This window comes from Endozoicomonas sp. ALB091 (assembly GCF_049310265.1).
Taxonomy (GTDB): Bacteria; Pseudomonadota; Gammaproteobacteria; order Pseudomonadales; family Endozoicomonadaceae; genus Endozoicomonas.
Genome location: NZ_JBLYNQ010000008.1, coordinates 920543 through 936241, shown reverse-complemented (window position 1 = coordinate 936241; position 15699 = coordinate 920543). Strand labels below are relative to the sequence as shown.

Genomic DNA, 15699 nt, shown 5'->3' with positions numbered 1-15699 from the left:
CACTCAGTAATTCCCGCAACCCGTCCCATAATAAAGTGATCTGCCATAATTGTGGAGCAGTCCACTGCACGGTAGAAATCCTGAAATCATCCAGCGTTCTTTAACTCGCCATCAACCAGCGTCACCACATCATCAGCCTTTAAACCAACGGCACCTCGTACGACCACCCGATCACCGGGATACACATCCCCCCGTATCGTTACATACAGCTCACTGCCAGACAGCACTTCAATAGCTACAGGCTGCGCTTGATAAACCTCGCTTTCCCGGATGATCTTAACAACCTTATGCCCATCACCGTCCATGACCACGGCATCCCTGGGAACCCTCAATGCTTTCAGCGGTTTTTTCAGTGGTATGGCAACCTTCACCGGAACGCCGGGAGCCCAGTTAACGTCAATCGGGCTCAACCGCACCTCCATTAACCTGGACTTTGAATCTGCCGCCCCCGCCCGGTTAATCAACTGTGACTGGTAAGTTTTTTCACCGTCGCGGATATCCAGCAAGTTTTGCTCATCCAGATAGCCTGACAACTCAATGGGCACCTGAACCTTCACCTCAATCTGTCCGGTATTAATCAGTTGAACAAGGGGGTCACCAATAGAGACAAATTCACCAGCAGCCGACATTCGATCATTAATCACTCCGGCGAACGGCGCTCGTATCTTTGTTCTTTGCAACTGATCAAGCGCCTTCTTATGATTCACAGTAGCCAGCTGCCAATCCAGTTTGGCAATCCGATAGTCATGTTCCGCTGTATCCAACACACTTTTTGAAATACTTTTCTTCTTATGCAATGCCTGAAGACGCTCAAGCTCTTTATTCAAATACTCAAACTTCTCACGGGCCCTGAGCATTTTCAGCTCTTGACTGTCCACTTCCAGTGTTAGCGCTGCATCATCCACTCTGGCCAGCAAATCACCTGCTTGCAGTGGTTGTCCAAAATCCGCCAGCCAGACAATACGACCACTCACTTCTGCACTGATCCTGGCACTCTCCCGGCTGATCACAGAGCCGTTCAACCAATGAACAGGAGCTGAATAATGAGTTTCCACCACAGCCGTGGTTACGGCGGTAGAACTGAAGCTAACGGGAGCAACCAGCATCAGCAGGATCAACATACCGTTGAGACGTAATAGTTTCATGCGCTTGACTCCATTTCGGTATCAGCCACCTCTTTTTCCCCGACCCGTAACAGACTCGGAAGCAGCACTAATGTAAAGACCGTACTGATGGTCATGCCGCCAATAATCACGGCTGCCAACCCACGATATATTTCACTGCCCGTTGCAGGACTTAATAACAGCGGCAACATGCCAAAGATACTGGTCAATGTGGTCATAAATATCGGGCGCATCCGGGTAACCAGTGCCTGCCGGACCGCCTGTTTTCTGTTCATTCCTGAACGCTCACCACTTCGAGCCTGATGAACCAGTAGAATGGCATTATTCACCACCAGCCCCAGGAGAATAATAAAGCCGACCATGGTCAAAAGATCCATGGGCTGAGCGGTAATACCATTCAATAAAACCATCGCCAGCAAACCACCCACCGTGGCCAGTGGCAGCGTCAGGATGACCAGCAGCGTGTCTCTGAAGGACCTGAATAACCCCCAAAGCAGGATCATTAAAATCAACAATGCAAAGATAAAAATATTCAGTAAGTTGTTAATCGCTTGCTTGAGGCTATCAGCATTACCGGAAATTTTTATCTGGCCACCGTCTTTAATCCCGTCTTTAATCAATTGAGAAGCTTTCGGGACAATGGTCTGCTCGACAAAATCCAGTGTGTCTTCCAGGGTCATATCATCGGTTGGTGAAATTGACAGGGTCAGCGTCCGTCGCTGATCGACCCGGCGAATACTTTCCGGCCCCAGTCTGGACTCGACCGACAACAGCTCACCAAGAGGAACAACAAACCCGGCAGGGGTCATCAACGGCGTCATTTCCAACACCTGAGGGGAGCGGATTTCATTGCTGCGCATAATAATGTCCAGGCTCTCCTGGCCATCAAAATATTCTCCCAGATGAATGCCTTCTCCCAGACTCTGTATGATCACTGGCAGACTGCCCCGGTACCAACCCACTTCAGAAAGGCGACGATCATCCGGCAAAAGCCTTAGTTCCGGTGCAGTAAAATCCAGCCCGGGAAAAGGCCGTACATCAGCACCGGGCAACTCCTCCTGTATTAGCCCAATCACCCGCTTTGCTACGGTATAAAGCCCGGGAAGGTTATCTGACTGAAGATCAAGATTGACGCCATTACCACTGCCATAATTGCCAAACAAGTTGCCCTGGCGGGCAAAAGCCGTTGCATCGGGAATATCATTGACAATGTCCTGTCTGACCAACCTTTCCAGCACTTTCACCTGGCTCTGGTCTTTCGCTCGAATCCCCATGGTTGCGCCACCGGGCCACAGAATAAAGTAATAATTTTTCAATGCTGGCTCAGCAGTACCTTCCATATACGGTTTAAGCCGTTCAATCAGGAGTGGAACCACCTCTTCCTTAACCGATGAGACACTGGTTCCCGGAGAAAAATTAAACCAGACGTCAACAGCATCCCGTTTAACTTCCGGCAGATAATCCATTCGGGGCATAGCAACACGGGTTAATACGATTGGCAGCCCCATCAGAACAACAATAATCAGCCAGCGGCGACGGCTGGTTGAGGTCAGGCGAACAATCCAGTCACTTATTCCCTGCCAGATATGGCGGTAGTGGTCTTTAAATTCCTGTTGTGGTAACCACCGTGCGGCAGCGGTGGGCAGCACCGTCATGGCAATCAACAATGAAACAGCCACCGAAACCGCAATAGTCAGGGCAAGGTCAGCAAACAGCTGCCCCTCCACATCATTCAGAAGCATAACGGGAAGAAAGATGGCGATCGTCGTCAGCGTTGATGCCAGCAGTGCGCCCCATACCCTGGACGACGCCACTTCCACCGCTTTAACTGGTTCGATATTACTGTTCTCCCTCTGTCGTACGATGCTTTCCAGCATCACAATGGCGGCATCCAGTACCATGCCAACAGAAAATGCCAGCCCGGCCAGAGAAATAACATTTAAGGTACGGCCAGTGAAAAACAGAATACCCAACGTAATCATCAGGCACACAGGGATCGACATGGCAATAATCAACGTTGCCCGCCAGCGCCGCAAAAAACACCAGAGAACGGCGATGGCCAGCAAAATCCCAAAGAGCAGGTTGGTACTGACCATATCCAGGGCGCGCTGAATAAATACCGAAGCATCAAAGGACTGAACCATCTTCACCCCTTCAGGTTCCAACACATCGTCATTCAGTTTTTTAACTGCTGACTTGATGCCCAGTAATGCATCCAGGGCATTGGCACCAGACTCTTTGAAAATCTGCATGCCAATGGCCGGGTTGCCATTCTGAATGCGCAGCGTTCGCTCCTTACCCCGGCTTATTGAAATATCTGCCAGATCACGAAGGTACACTGGCAAACCGTCACGCCAGGACACCACCATGTCACCCAGCTGGTCAATCTCATATTTACCCGCCAGCCGCAGTTTATACTCACGGCGCCCGATATTCAGGGTACCGCCGGAGACATCAAAACCGGTGGCTACACGAGCTGCCAGTTCAGGAATAGTGACCCCAAGCTCTGCGGCACGCCATGGGTCAAAAACAATATCCAGCTGCTGTTCCCCTTCGCCACGGACAGCGACACCAGCAACACCGGGAATACTTTCCAGCACCGGTTTCACCCGGGAATCAATCAGCCCCTGATAGCTTTTAATGGAACGATCATTGCCCGGTAACTGCTGAAGAAAAAACCAGGTCAGGCTGTCATTGGAGCCACTATTATTGACAAACGGTCCACGGATATTGTCTGGCAGGCCAGAAACCCGATTCAGGCGATTGATCACCTCAAGCAAGGTTTCCTGCATGTCCGTGCCCAGGGCAAATTCCATATCAATTTCAACACGTCCACTGCCGGAATCACTTTCCATCATCTTCAACCCTGGCAGACCTTTAAGCGCCTGTTCCAGTGGATCTGTGACTTCTGATTCTATCTCCTCCGGTGCCGCTGCCCTCCAGAACACCTCTACCGATAAGTGAGGACGGTCAATATCAGGAAACAACTGAATGGGCAGCTGACGTATACTCAACAGGCCAAACAGGAAAGTGAGCGCAACCGCAATAGCAATCACGGCCGGGTTGTGGATGGAGAAGCGGGTCAGGTTCATATTACTTTAGTTCTTGTTTTTATCTCAAAAAATCTACATATAAAGGTGATAGTCTTTCTGTTGTCTCCCCATATTGAGATCAACCAGCTACACGTTCAGTTCCTTCATTCGATTAACAATTCTCTAACCAGACGAGTCTCAACTAACTGCCCCGCCTCCATCTCCACACGATATGCTGCAGCACCCGGCCTTGAAGACACTACTCGACTCAATTCCCCATTGATGTAATGAAGACCAACCCCATCATCTGCTGCAATACCCGGGGAAAGGCGACCATGTTTAATCAATTCCTGATAGGCAGGCCTTCTGTTTTTTTCACCATCATAGTGTGGACAATGGCTTCCTGGTAAAAAGCCCAGGCATGGGTATGGCTGCAAATCACCGCCAAAGGAATCAGTAACCCCTGCTTCAAACCAGCAGATTGAACCGGCACTTAACCCACACAGCACGGTTCCACTGTTCAATGCTTTTTTCAGCGCCTGATCAACACCATGAAGCTGCCAGATAGCCAGCATATTGACCGTGTTTCCGCCGCCAACATAAATCACATCCTGTGAGCAAAGAAAAGCCTCAATATCCCGGCCATCTCTTCGGAACAGCTCAAGATGACAAGGTTGACACTCCCGTTGAGCAAAACGCTGATAAAAACGAGTAATATAACTCTCACTGTCACCGGATGCTGTGCCTAGAAAACAAATCCTCGGATTATTTCCACCTTGCCGAAGGATATAATCATCCAGTACCGGTGAAGACTCCATGGAAAATCCACCGCCACCAAGAGCGATAATCTGCTGACTACTCATAAATTCACTGTCTTTTATTAATTCTTGTATTTCAGGGTAAGCATCTGATTTTGACCAATCCCGTTGGTGGCAACTTTTTATTATAATCGGGCACTTCCAGCCTCCTCAGGCTGAAAGTGCCCGATAACGTACCTGCCACTGGTTCCCTAATCTGCTCTTTGATTTCTGGCAAAAAGTCATACAAGCTCAATTACCGTTTGTTAATCCTGCCCATATGGTAAACACCAACATACTCACCGTTTCGAAAAGCATAATCCGGTGACTCGCCTTCTATCTGAAAACCAAATTTTTTATAGAGCTTAATTGCAGGTTCATTATCCACAAACACCGTCAACTCCATTCTTCGCAGGTTCAGCCAGTTATCTGCCAGATCCACCATGGCTGCCATCAAGGCACTGCCAACCCCCTGCCCCTGGCTGTCATCATGAACGGCCATTCCGAGATAACCTACGTGGCGTCGTCGCGGATTGGGTGGATTATCCAGAAACAGATAACCAACCACTTTCGAATCTATTTCTGCCACGTATTGATGGACACTTTCCCGATTGCTCTTCTCCAGGCGGTTTTCCCAGAGCTGCAGAGATGGTCGTGGGAGCTGCATTGTACCGGAATAAGCCCGCTCTCCCTCGTAGAGTTTTCTGAGATGATCCGCATCGTTCATTTCTACGGATCTGACAATAATTTCAGCCATTGAGCAAACTCCTTTTTAAATGGCCTCCTAAACCTGACAGGAGGCGAAAGCACGACTGATATTACCAGATCTTTACCCGGTCTTCTGGTTTACGGTACATACCATCACCTTCTTCCACCTCAAAGGCTTTATAGAATTCATCAATAACGTTATCAACCAACACTGACATTCTGGCTTTTGCTTCCGGTGGAAAGTACGTTTTCACGTACTCCTTACCCAACAGTTCGCCAAGTACATCATCCGCTGAGTCAACACCCCGCTTCCAGTGTGGTGCAGGCTCTTCAATACCTCTTAACGTTCTGCCGTAAAAATCAAAACGTACCTGGGCAAAGGGTTCACTTAAAGACGACGCATAACTGTTTAACGTATGGAATGTCAGGTAGTTTTCCATGTCGAGATATCAGTACCGCTGATAATGAACAACAGTTTTCTAAAGTAGCCCGGCTGACGCACAATGACCTGGTCAACATCAACACCGGCCTGCCGGAGATACCGGGAAAAATCAAAATCCCCCATTAATTGATTGGCATCAGCTACTGTCATTTTGTTGTAGGCTTTTATCGGATCACGTCGCTCCACGCGAGACCACTGAACTTCAGCCAGCCTTGTTTCCAGCGCCATAATCCCCGTTGCCACTTGTTCCGGCTCTGGTTGACCCGCCAAGACCAAAAGTTCGGTCATGTAATCCCGCTATTGTTGCCGGATAGCCTTATATCGCTCCCCCTCTTCCAGGTAGTAGTCCCGATCAGGAAGCCCCAACCCGGATTGACTCACATAGAGTGCATTCACTTCAGATTGTCGTGCATCATAAAGTTTGCTAAAGGCACCATAGCGTGATTTGTCTTCCGGTATCTCTGTTTTATCAAGCCATTGACCATTCACATAACGATAGAAATCATCCTGCGGACGCACGGACGAATCCATATTGTCATACTCAATACCAGAAACCTCAGGGGCCTGAGCTACTTTCTCGTGCTTCTCAAGAGAATGATGGGAGCTAACTGCACAGCCTGTTATTAACGCGGTACCGACAATAGCAACTGTCAGGAGTTGCAACTTCATAGGCTTAACTCTTCGTTTCCTGATCCATATGGTTTAAACAATCAGTGTATAATTTCGGTTTATTTTAAACGACGATATCTGTCTGTTTGCAAAAATACGGTTGCAAAAGGCCTGATAGACTTTAACTGACCAGCGACAACCTTTCAGACTCCTGCACTACAACATCCTGCTGTGCCTTAAACATATCCCGATACAACCCCGGCTCTTTCAGCAGTGACTGATGAGTTCCACGCTGAACTATTCTGCCTCTCTCCATCACCAGAATCAGATCTGCGTCTTCAATAGTGTTCAATCTGTGGGCTATCGCTAACGTCGTTCTGCCCTGCCTCAGGGTAAACAACGACTGTTTGATCGACAGCTCGGTTTCACTATCGATATTGGCAGTGGCTTCATCCAAGATCAGAATCGCAGGGTCCTGGGCCAGCGTTCTGGCAAACGACAACAACTGTTTCTCACCACTTGACAGTGACTGCCCACGTTCCCCCATTTTCTCTTCATAGCCATCATGAAGCTGCTCTATAAAGCCAGATGCCTGAACCCGGTTTGCTGCTTCTTTTACTCCCTGATCAGAGATGTCAGCCTTTCCCAGGTGGATGTTCTCAGCAATACTGCCCTGAAAAACAAAAGGCTCCTGAAACACCAGGCCAAGACTGTTTCTCAAGGCCTGTTCAGAAAATAAAGCCAGGGGCTGGTCATCTATCAGCACTGAACCTTTCTGGTATTCATAAAACCGCATTAACAGGTTAACAATGGAACTTTTCCCACTGCCGGTATGGCCAACCAGTGCGACAAATTGCCCGGGCTCAACGATAAAACTGATACCATCCAACGCCTTGTTAACCCCATCATAAGACAGCTCAACATCACGAAACTCTATACGACCACACTGAATAACCACACCATTCTTACGCTCCGGTCTATCCTCAACCGGTTCATCCATCAACTGGAAAACCCGCTCAGCAGAAACCACTGACTGCTGCCAAACCTGCATCTGCATGGTGATATGGGTCAATGGCTCAAACATACGATCAAGATAGTTTATAAACGCATAAAGCAACCCGATCTCTACCGGCCCGCTCAATGCCTGACCAGTAAAGCCACCGACCATTAATGCAAGCGCCAACATGGCAGCAAAATGGACCATTGGCCTCAAGAGCACGCCATTAATGATCACCAGACGATTCTGAATCCGCTGATACTCTTGACACGTATCTTCAAACTGCTGACTGACCCGCTTCTGCTGACGCAATACCTGAATAACCGACATCCCCTGTATGGATTCATTAATCCGGGTATTGATATCACTGAGCACAGCGCGGGATGCATGAAACACCGGATGGCTGTATTTCTGATAAAGATAAATACAGCCAACAATAATGGGCAGAATACCCAGACAGAACAGTGCCAGCCGAACATCCAGCAAAAACATGGCAATGATGACGCCAATAATGGTGACAACACCTTTGATGGTATCGGGCAGTGCCTGAACGAACAGGTCCCGAACGGTTTCTGTATCGTTAGTCACCCTGGAAACCAGCTTGCCCACCGGCTCCCGGTCAAAAAAAGCCATCGGTAACCGGAACAGGTGATTAAACACTTGACGACGAATATCGTGTACTACCGACAGCGCCACCTTTTGAAACAGCATGGCTTCAAACCAGCTCATCACGGCGGCCATCAGGTACATTGCCATAAAACCAACCGCCAACAGGATCAGGGCATTCTGATCCCAGTCACGGGGAACCACATGGTCATCAATAAACGTTTTCATTAATACCGGCGCATAGAGCGTGGCAACGGTACCCAGTAACATAAGCAACAGACTGAGCACCAGCTGCCGCCGGTAGGGTCTTCCATAATTCAACAGCCGTATAAACTGCTGCTTATTGTTCTTATTCCTTTCCAACACGTTTCCACCCAGTTCCCAAGGCCCGGAAGACAGAGTTAAGTAGCTCACCATATGGCCAGCTACTTAGTCACCCTGATGTTTTTATTTCCAGAGACTGACGTTTAAATATTCTGGCGTACCAGCCATTCCCGGCGATCAACTCCCTGTGCGCCCCTGATTCGCTGATCCGGCCTTGATCAAGCACCACAATCTGATCCGCCTTGTTCAAGTTAGTCAGTCGTTGGGTAATCAGAACAATGGTTTTCTGTTGACCTGATGTTATTAAGTTGTCGAGAATTCTCGCCTCAGTCTGCATGTCCAGAGAGCAAAAAGCATCATCAAACAGCAGAACATCCGCATCCAGCAGTAATGCCCGGGCAATGGTCAGCCTTTGCTTCTGGCCACCGGACAGGTTGACTCCTTTCTCACCAAGCATGGTTTCATAACCATCTTTAAACTGGACGATGTCGTCATGGACACAGGCCAGCCTGGCAACCCGTTCAATCTCTGCACGGCTGGCCAACGGTTTTCCAAAAGCAATGTTTTGTGCAATGGTCGCAGAAAACAAAAACGGCTCCTGAGCCACCAGGGCGAAGCGGCTTCTGAGCTGATCCAGCGAAAACTGTTGATGATCAACACCATTTAACTGAACACTCACGGCAGCATCGTCGTACTGTCGTAACAGCAGCCTCAGCAAGGTGGACTTCCCACTGCCAGTTCTGCCACAAATACCGACAAACTGCCCTTTCTTCAGTTTCAGCGACAACCGCCCCAAAGCCGCCTTATCGGCACCCGGGTAGGTGAAGTTTTTAATGTCAAAGTGGATATCACCATCCAGGCTTTTAACTGTCTCGAATTCACTATCAAACACACCGGGCTTTTCACCCATCAATGACTGAAGGCGATTGAGCGAAGCATTCCCCCTTTCCACAATATTGAACAGCCAGCCAAAGGCAAACATTGGCCAGACCAGTAAACCCAGATATATGGTAAATGTCGTCAGTTCACCGAGCGTCATCAGGCCGCTGTCAATGCGCCATGCACCGAAACCCAGACTTCCCAGGATAGAAACACCCACACAAATGGAAATCGTCGGATCAAACATCGCATCAATCCGGGCCACTTGCATATTGGCAGCGACGGTAGTTTCTGATTGAGCTGCGAACTTCTGCATCTGTGAACGGTTCAAATCATGGGCCCTGATCGCCCGCACTCCGGAAACCGCTTCCTGAACCCGGTTATTGAGATCGGAAAACGCCTCCTGGGCCAGCTTGAATCGGGAATGCAGTAAGCCCGCATACCTGAACATCAGCCAGGCCATGACCGGAAAAGGCAGCAGCGCTGCCACGGTCATCTCCCAGCCACACACCAGAATCATGGCAATAATCACCGCAGAACCGGCAATCATGGAGTCCACCAGAGTAAGCACGCCCTCTGCCGCTGTCATTTCAATGGCTCTTACGTCATTGGTCCCGTGAGCCATCAAGTCACCGGTATTGTGTCGTTGATAGAACTCCGGCGACATCCGGGTAAGGTGATGAAATAAACGCAGACGCATAACCCTGCCCAGCTCAATCGCTCCACCAAACAGCATAATCCGCCAGCCATTTCGCAGGGCGTATATGGCAAGACCAATAAAGGCAATAAGCAGCGATGACTGCAAAACACTGGCAAAAGTAATGCTGCCCTGCTGCACCTCATCGACGAGATCACCAATAATCCAGGGCGGCAATAACTCTGCCAGAGACACCAGAATCAGAAAAAGTACACAACAGCTGTAACGCAGCCAGTGTTGCTTAAAGAACCATCCCAGGTTCCAGAAAATAGACATGTATCCCCCAATGCCTTTTAAAATTCTGCCGATAACAGGCTAAGAAATGAATACGTCAGGGTCATGTATTCACCAACCAGTCAAAACCGATGGGAACAGCAATACTGTTCGAGACAAGACAGCTGACAACAACACTTGGTTTGATTGAAAGAAAACAGCGTTAATAAGATGTGCAGCTATCCTATGGCAGGGGGTTTAGCAGACCACCCATACTGTCCACAGCGACAAGTCCATGGATGCACACAATGGCAAACGTCGTCATAGTGAGTTTCTGGGCGGTATTAATCATGGAATACTCCTTGACCTTTTTTGTTATCAGCTTTTGACCGTTTATTTGATTCCCTGTCGCAAAGGTTGAGGCATCAGGAATAAGTATTATTCCTGATGCCTATTTTGCTTTCAACCTGTCTCAGGCAATGTTGTCCAGTAATTCCTCAAAACGGACCACCTGTTTTTCTACAATGTCGAGGCTCGCATGCCAGAACTCCGGTTGACGGATATCCTGATCAAAATGTTTCTTTATCAAGTCCTCTGAGGTCATACGGCCTGTGTCCATCATTACGGCCCGATAAACATCGCTGAATTGATCACCATATTGGTCTTTCTTGGCATAAATACCGAGGCTGAACAAATAACCAAACAAGTAGGGATAGTTGTAGAAGCTCATTCCCGATATTGAGAAGTGCATTTTTGCAGCCCAAAACATAGAGTCACAGCCTGACACACTGTTTTGATACCATTTACTCCAACTCTCACTCATCATTGCTGACAATTCACTGGCTGGCAAATAGCCCTGCATTCTTGACTCAATCAATTTTGACTCAAAATCAAACCTCGCCGGAATATTAATCAGAAACTCTGCGGCACTTATTGCATCTTCCCACGACGTTGCCAGTTTTTCCTGATCATTACTCGCCTCTCTGGCCAAAGCATCACGCACAAGCGTTTCAGCAAAGATACTTGCCGTCTCGGCCAGGGTTGATGGATAGATCGTTTCTACAAACGACAAATCTCTCATAACCCAGTTATGCCAGGCATGGCCAAGTTCATGGGCCAGAGTAATAACGTTGGTAATGGCCCCATCCCAGGTCATAAATACTCGAGGTTCCCTGGCGCCGGGAAACTTTGAACAATACGCACCATTGGCCCTGTTATTGGAAGGTCTGGCATCAATCCACCCCTTCTGATACATCATTTTGGCAAAATCACCCATTTCCGGGTCAAATTGGCTGAAGGCATCTGAAATAAGATCAATGGAATCTGAGAAAGCGTGATAACTCCCGGACAGATCATGATTTAATTTGGGGCATGGCGCTAAAATATCCTGTGGCTCCAGTTGACCAATACCCAGCCCTTTTGCCATTCCCTTCAGGGCACGATGACCAATGCTCATCCGGGATTCCGTGGTATCCATCAAGGCACTTAACGTTGATCTTTCAATCTTTTGGCGATGACAACTCACATCCAGATAATGAACTGGCTCAATGTTTGACCGCAGTTGATTCTCTTCATTCCGCCAGCCATTGACCGCATTGAGAATCGCGGCAGCTGTTTCCTCACGGCTACGCCAGGCGTTCTGGATACCCTCCCATGCCTGTTTACGTTTTACCGGGTCATGTTGCAATGTCAGATTAAATGCACCGGCAAGGCCCATTTCCTGGTCGCCGACCTGGCATCGCAATGAACCTCTCAGATCATTATAAAGACGCCACCAGCTATGCAGGCCGTCCACTGACAGGGCGGAGATCGCCACTTCCTCATCGGTAGACAACAAATGTGCGTTACGTTTTCTTTCATGCTGAAAATAAAACTGATAGCTCGCTGCAGCGCGATCAGCAAACACTTGCTGCAATACTTCATCTGACGCTTTTAGCAAATACTGTTTAAAGGGTTTAAATGCCTGGTCAATCCTGGCACTTAGCGTATTGGTTCTGGCATCCAGCCTGGATGCATCTTCATTTTTAGCATCGACACTGCTGGTTGAACTGGCGAAGGTGGAAGCGGTCCAACACAGAATACTGGCTTTTTCATCAAGCTTAATAGCCTCAACCAGTATTTTAACCACCGTATTTTCATTGCCGGTATCGAGTGCTAAAGCTTTGTCGCTCAATGCATCGCATATTTCGGTGATAGTTTTAAGGTCTTGTTTGAGAGCCGGATCGTTAAAATCCTGATAAATGTGAGTGTTATCCCATACCGGGATTGAGTCATCCATTTTGATATTCATGATTTCCTTCACATAAAAAATCCCTCCCTCCCCGTGGATTTAACCACGATGGCAGTTAAGGGAGGGAGGAATTTATTTGCCGATTACTGGTTATTCAGGTCCTGTTGCAAAAAGCCAATCCAGGAGTTGGCCTGCCCTCTACTGCTCTGAATAGACGCCGCTTTCTCCATATAACCCAGTGATTTTCGACTATCTCCCAGCTGATAGTGGGCCATTCCTGTTAGAAAAAGCATCTCTCCCTGCTGCTTCTCGCTAATCCCGTCAAAAGGGTTGGCAACCAGCGTCAGTAACTCCTGATAACGCTCGGAACGAGCCAGCATTCTGGCCAATTTAACCTGCAGATCAGGATCTTGCTCAAGTTCCAGCGCTCGATTAAAAGCATCAATAGCCTTGCTATTCTCCCGGGCATGGGACCAGAAATTGGCAAGCTTCTTCAGGTTTTCGAAATTACTGTCAACCAGCCCGGCTTCCATTCCCTGTGAATAAACAACGCCAGCCTGATAAGGCACTTGTTGATAAGTCAGGAAGTTTGCCAGCTGTGTGTAGTCACTTTCCTTATCAAACAGGCCATTGCGATAGGCCGCCCGCAGCGCTGCCAGTGCCGCTGCATCCCGCTTGATGGACATATTCATGCCTGAAAGCTGCAGCCAGTACTGTTTTTTCTGCGGGGCCAGAGTGACCAGTATTTCCAGAACATCGATGGCTTTGGGAATGTCTTTCAACTCATAATGGGCGGCCAGCAACAGGGTATACCAGGACTCCGGAGGTGCTTCCGACGCTGCAATTGCCTTCTTCGCCGGATCTACCACATTTTTCCATTCCTGCATTCTGGAATAGCCGTTGGCCAGCATAATCCAGGCACTGGCCGGTATCGCAACTTTCTCATCCAGATTAGCCATCCAGACTTTCAGCTGCTCTATCCCTTCCCGGTACTGACCTTTCATCATCAACAGCTGTGCAAGGTTATAGCGAACTTGCTGAGCTGCGGGTAAATGCAGTGCATCATCAGCCAGGGCTGATCGAAAATAACCGATGGCTTTGTCGTATTGCTCCTGGTTGGCAAATACGACGCCCAGCATCTGGTTAACCGCCGCCTTATCGAATTTGCTGTTTTTTACTTTGCCAAGCACATGCTCAAGGCTTTGACGAGCCGAGGCATAATCATCTTCAGCCATTTGTTCCTGGGCTTTGAGAATGTACTTATAGGTAATCTGCCGCAGCTCTGGCGCTTTTTTGGGAGCGGCCATGGCCAGCGGAGCACTTATGCCCGCCAGCAGCACAGAAACCATAGCCGTCTTTTTTAGACTTAACCTTATACTGTCCATGGTTTACTCCACTCGTTATTCCAAGACGAACTCATATTCCTGCTGCTGTGTACGTGCCACCGCAACACCGTCTTCCATTGCCGGTTTAAATTTCCATTTCAGAGCAGCCTTTTTAATCGCCTTGCCGAATCCTTTACCACGGGGCTTTTCTTTGACAATTTTTACGTCCGATACCCGGCCATCGGCATTAACCGTGTACTGAAAGACCACTGAACCGCCCACACCACTTTGCAGTGCTTTACGGGGATACATGGGGCTGAACTTATTCAGAGGAACCGGACCACCACCAGCAGAAACACCACCTGAGGCATACAGGCCAGCACCGTCGCCTACGGCCAGGTCCAGATCCACATCCACCTGGGGCACTTCCATCTTCACCTGCTCGATCACCGGCTTATCCACCTGCTGGGAGATTTTCATCTCTGGCGGTGGCGGTGGCCGTTTAGGCTGGGGCTTTGGGATTTCCCGCTTTTTCTCTTTGATGGTTTCCGGACGCTGCAAGCGAATAAACTCGCTGATCCGGTTATCATCGGCCTCGACCAGTTCATGGCGGTTGTTGTTGACCAGGGCATTCATCACCGCAAACAACCCCAGTGCCACCACAAAACCGAGACCGAGTGCTGCTAAATAACGCATACGCACCTCTCACTACACCGATCCAACAGCTTTATGGTTCCCGTGCAGACACGGAGATGCTGTAAACACCCGCCAGTCTCACCTGGTCCATGACTTCTACGACAATGCCAGATTCGGATTTCTTATCCGCCTGGATTACCACCGCACCTTCCGGGTTTTCTGCCTTCAGGCGTTCAACGTTGGCACGAACCGCACCCACTTCTACCCGGCGTTTGTCAATCCACACCGCACCGGTGTCGCTCACGGCGATCATGATATTGCCTTTTTTCACCACCTGGGCGGAATTGGCCGTAGGCCGGTTAACATCAATACCGGCTTCTTTAATAAACGACGTTGTTACAATGAAAAAGATGAGCATGATAAACACGATGTCCAGCATCGGTGTCATATCAATCCCCGCATCTTCCTGTGCGCCGTTGCTATAGCGTCTTCTCATTATTCTTTCCTCTCACCCGTTGCACTGCCGGGGGCAGTGCAATGGCAATTCAATCAATGCTGCATGGAATCGGCGACTTTATGGCTCACCCGGTCGGCACGCTTCTCAAGCAATGCGCTGAAATAAAGACCGGACAGTGCGGCCACCATTCCTGCCATGGTAGGAATCGTGGCCTTGGAAATACCCGAGGCCATGGCCCTTGGGCTGCCGGTACCGGTGACGGCCAGTACATCAAATACCTGAACCATGCCCACTACTGTTCCCAGCAGTCCTAATAATGGACAAAGGGCGATCAGGGTTTTGATCATGGGCAGCCCCTGCTTTGCACTCAGGGAGACCTCGGAGATCATGGCGGTACGAATATGCCGGGCCTGCCAGGACAACTTGTCCGACCGGTTCTGCCACTTCTCAATGGTTCCCTTAACCAGCTTCGGGCTTTCGAGAAAAAAGAACAGATAACGCTCAATTACCAGCACCCAGAGCATCAGGGTCAGCACAAAGAGCATCATCAGTACATCACCGCCCATGCCTAAAAAGCGGCGAATGGAGTCAATTTCTTCCAGTAACCAGAGCATGGATTACTC

Annotated in this window: 12 protein-coding genes and 1 pseudogene; all 13 read right to left on the bottom strand. The window is 49.0% G+C overall.

Annotation, left to right across the window (positions count from 1 at the left end):
* Positions 1-86: 86 nt before the first annotated feature.
* The 13 genes and pseudogenes from ACO6UX_RS20375 to ACO6UX_RS20315 all read right to left on the bottom strand — a co-directional run bounded on the left by ACO6UX_RS20375 (position 87) and on the right by ACO6UX_RS20315 (position 15690).
* On the bottom strand, positions 87-1145 hold the full coding sequence (locus ACO6UX_RS20375) for an efflux RND transporter periplasmic adaptor subunit (protein WP_422450158.1): 1059 nt from the start codon (positions 1143-1145) through the stop codon (positions 87-89).
* Positions 1142-4216 (bottom strand): efflux RND transporter permease subunit, encoded by a 3075-nt coding sequence (locus tag ACO6UX_RS20370; RefSeq protein WP_422450157.1) that lies wholly within the window; start codon positions 4214-4216, stop codon positions 1142-1144. Before ACO6UX_RS20370 ends, ACO6UX_RS20375 begins: the two co-directional genes overlap by 4 nt.
* A gap of 104 nt (positions 4217-4320) precedes the next feature.
* Positions 4321-5019 (bottom strand): Type 1 glutamine amidotransferase-like domain-containing protein, encoded by a 699-nt coding sequence (locus tag ACO6UX_RS20365; protein ID WP_422450156.1) that lies wholly within the window; start codon positions 5017-5019, stop codon positions 4321-4323.
* A gap of 190 nt (positions 5020-5209) precedes the next feature.
* Complete coding sequence (locus tag ACO6UX_RS20360) at positions 5210-5710, bottom strand: GNAT family N-acetyltransferase (protein WP_422450155.1); 501 nt, start codon at positions 5708-5710, stop codon at positions 5210-5212.
* 61 nt (positions 5711-5771) lie between these two features.
* Positions 5772-6391, bottom strand: a pseudogene (locus tag ACO6UX_RS20355) (hypothetical protein).
* Positions 6392-6400: 9 nt separating this feature from the next.
* Positions 6401-6772: a hypothetical protein gene (locus ACO6UX_RS20350; protein ID WP_422450154.1), complete on the bottom strand. Its 372-nt coding sequence runs from the start codon at positions 6770-6772 to the stop codon at positions 6401-6403.
* Between the two features lie 121 nt (positions 6773-6893).
* Entirely contained in the window at positions 6894-8681 is a 1788-nt protein-coding gene (locus ACO6UX_RS20345; protein ID WP_422450153.1) for an ABC transporter ATP-binding protein, read from the bottom strand.
* 67 nt (positions 8682-8748) lie between these two features.
* Positions 8749-10491 (bottom strand): ABC transporter transmembrane domain-containing protein, encoded by a 1743-nt coding sequence (locus ACO6UX_RS20340; protein WP_422450152.1) that lies wholly within the window; start codon positions 10489-10491, stop codon positions 8749-8751.
* A 409-nt stretch (positions 10492-10900) separates the two neighbouring features.
* Positions 10901-12718, bottom strand: a complete 1818-nt coding sequence (locus ACO6UX_RS20335; RefSeq protein WP_422450151.1) for a M3 family oligoendopeptidase — start codon at positions 12716-12718, stop codon at positions 10901-10903.
* A gap of 83 nt (positions 12719-12801) precedes the next feature.
* Positions 12802-14043: a tetratricopeptide repeat protein gene (locus ACO6UX_RS20330; protein WP_422450150.1), complete on the bottom strand. Its 1242-nt coding sequence runs from the start codon at positions 14041-14043 to the stop codon at positions 12802-12804.
* A gap of 15 nt (positions 14044-14058) precedes the next feature.
* On the bottom strand, positions 14059-14679 hold the full coding sequence (locus ACO6UX_RS20325) for an energy transducer TonB (protein ID WP_163369531.1): 621 nt from the start codon (positions 14677-14679) through the stop codon (positions 14059-14061).
* A gap of 31 nt (positions 14680-14710) precedes the next feature.
* Positions 14711-15115, bottom strand: a complete 405-nt coding sequence (locus tag ACO6UX_RS20320) for an ExbD/TolR family protein (protein WP_101746723.1) — start codon at positions 15113-15115, stop codon at positions 14711-14713.
* Between the two features lie 53 nt (positions 15116-15168).
* Positions 15169-15690, bottom strand: coding sequence for a MotA/TolQ/ExbB proton channel family protein (locus ACO6UX_RS20315; protein ID WP_101746722.1), 522 nt, complete (start codon positions 15688-15690; stop codon positions 15169-15171).
* Positions 15691-15699 lie beyond the last annotated feature (9 nt).

Excerpts from the sequence above, each read along its gene's own strand:
- ACO6UX_RS20350 (WP_422450154.1), bottom strand. The coding sequence starts at position 6,772 with ATGAAGTTGCAACTCCTGACAGTTGCTATTGTCGGTACCGCGTTAATA.
- ACO6UX_RS20360 (WP_422450155.1), bottom strand. The coding sequence starts at position 5,710 with ATGGCTGAAATTATTGTCAGATCCGTAGAAATGAACGATGCGGATCAT.
- ACO6UX_RS20370 (WP_422450157.1), bottom strand. The coding sequence starts at position 4,216 with ATGAACCTGACCCGCTTCTCCATCCACAACCCGGCCGTGATTGCTATT.
- ACO6UX_RS20320 (WP_101746723.1), bottom strand. The coding sequence starts at position 15,115 with ATGAGAAGACGCTATAGCAACGGCGCACAGGAAGATGCGGGGATTGAT.
- ACO6UX_RS20335 (WP_422450151.1), bottom strand. The coding sequence starts at position 12,718 with ATGAATATCAAAATGGATGACTCAATCCCGGTATGGGATAACACTCAC.
- ACO6UX_RS20330 (WP_422450150.1), bottom strand. The coding sequence starts at position 14,043 with ATGGACAGTATAAGGTTAAGTCTAAAAAAGACGGCTATGGTTTCTGTG.
- ACO6UX_RS20325 (WP_163369531.1), bottom strand. The coding sequence starts at position 14,679 with ATGCGTTATTTAGCAGCACTCGGTCTCGGTTTTGTGGTGGCACTGGGG.
- ACO6UX_RS20340 (WP_422450152.1), bottom strand. The coding sequence starts at position 10,491 with ATGTCTATTTTCTGGAACCTGGGATGGTTCTTTAAGCAACACTGGCTG.
- ACO6UX_RS20375 (WP_422450158.1), bottom strand. The coding sequence starts at position 1,145 with ATGAAACTATTACGTCTCAACGGTATGTTGATCCTGCTGATGCTGGTT.
- ACO6UX_RS20365 (WP_422450156.1), bottom strand. The coding sequence starts at position 5,019 with ATGAGTAGTCAGCAGATTATCGCTCTTGGTGGCGGTGGATTTTCCATG.
- ACO6UX_RS20315 (WP_101746722.1), bottom strand. The coding sequence starts at position 15,690 with ATGCTCTGGTTACTGGAAGAAATTGACTCCATTCGCCGCTTTTTAGGC.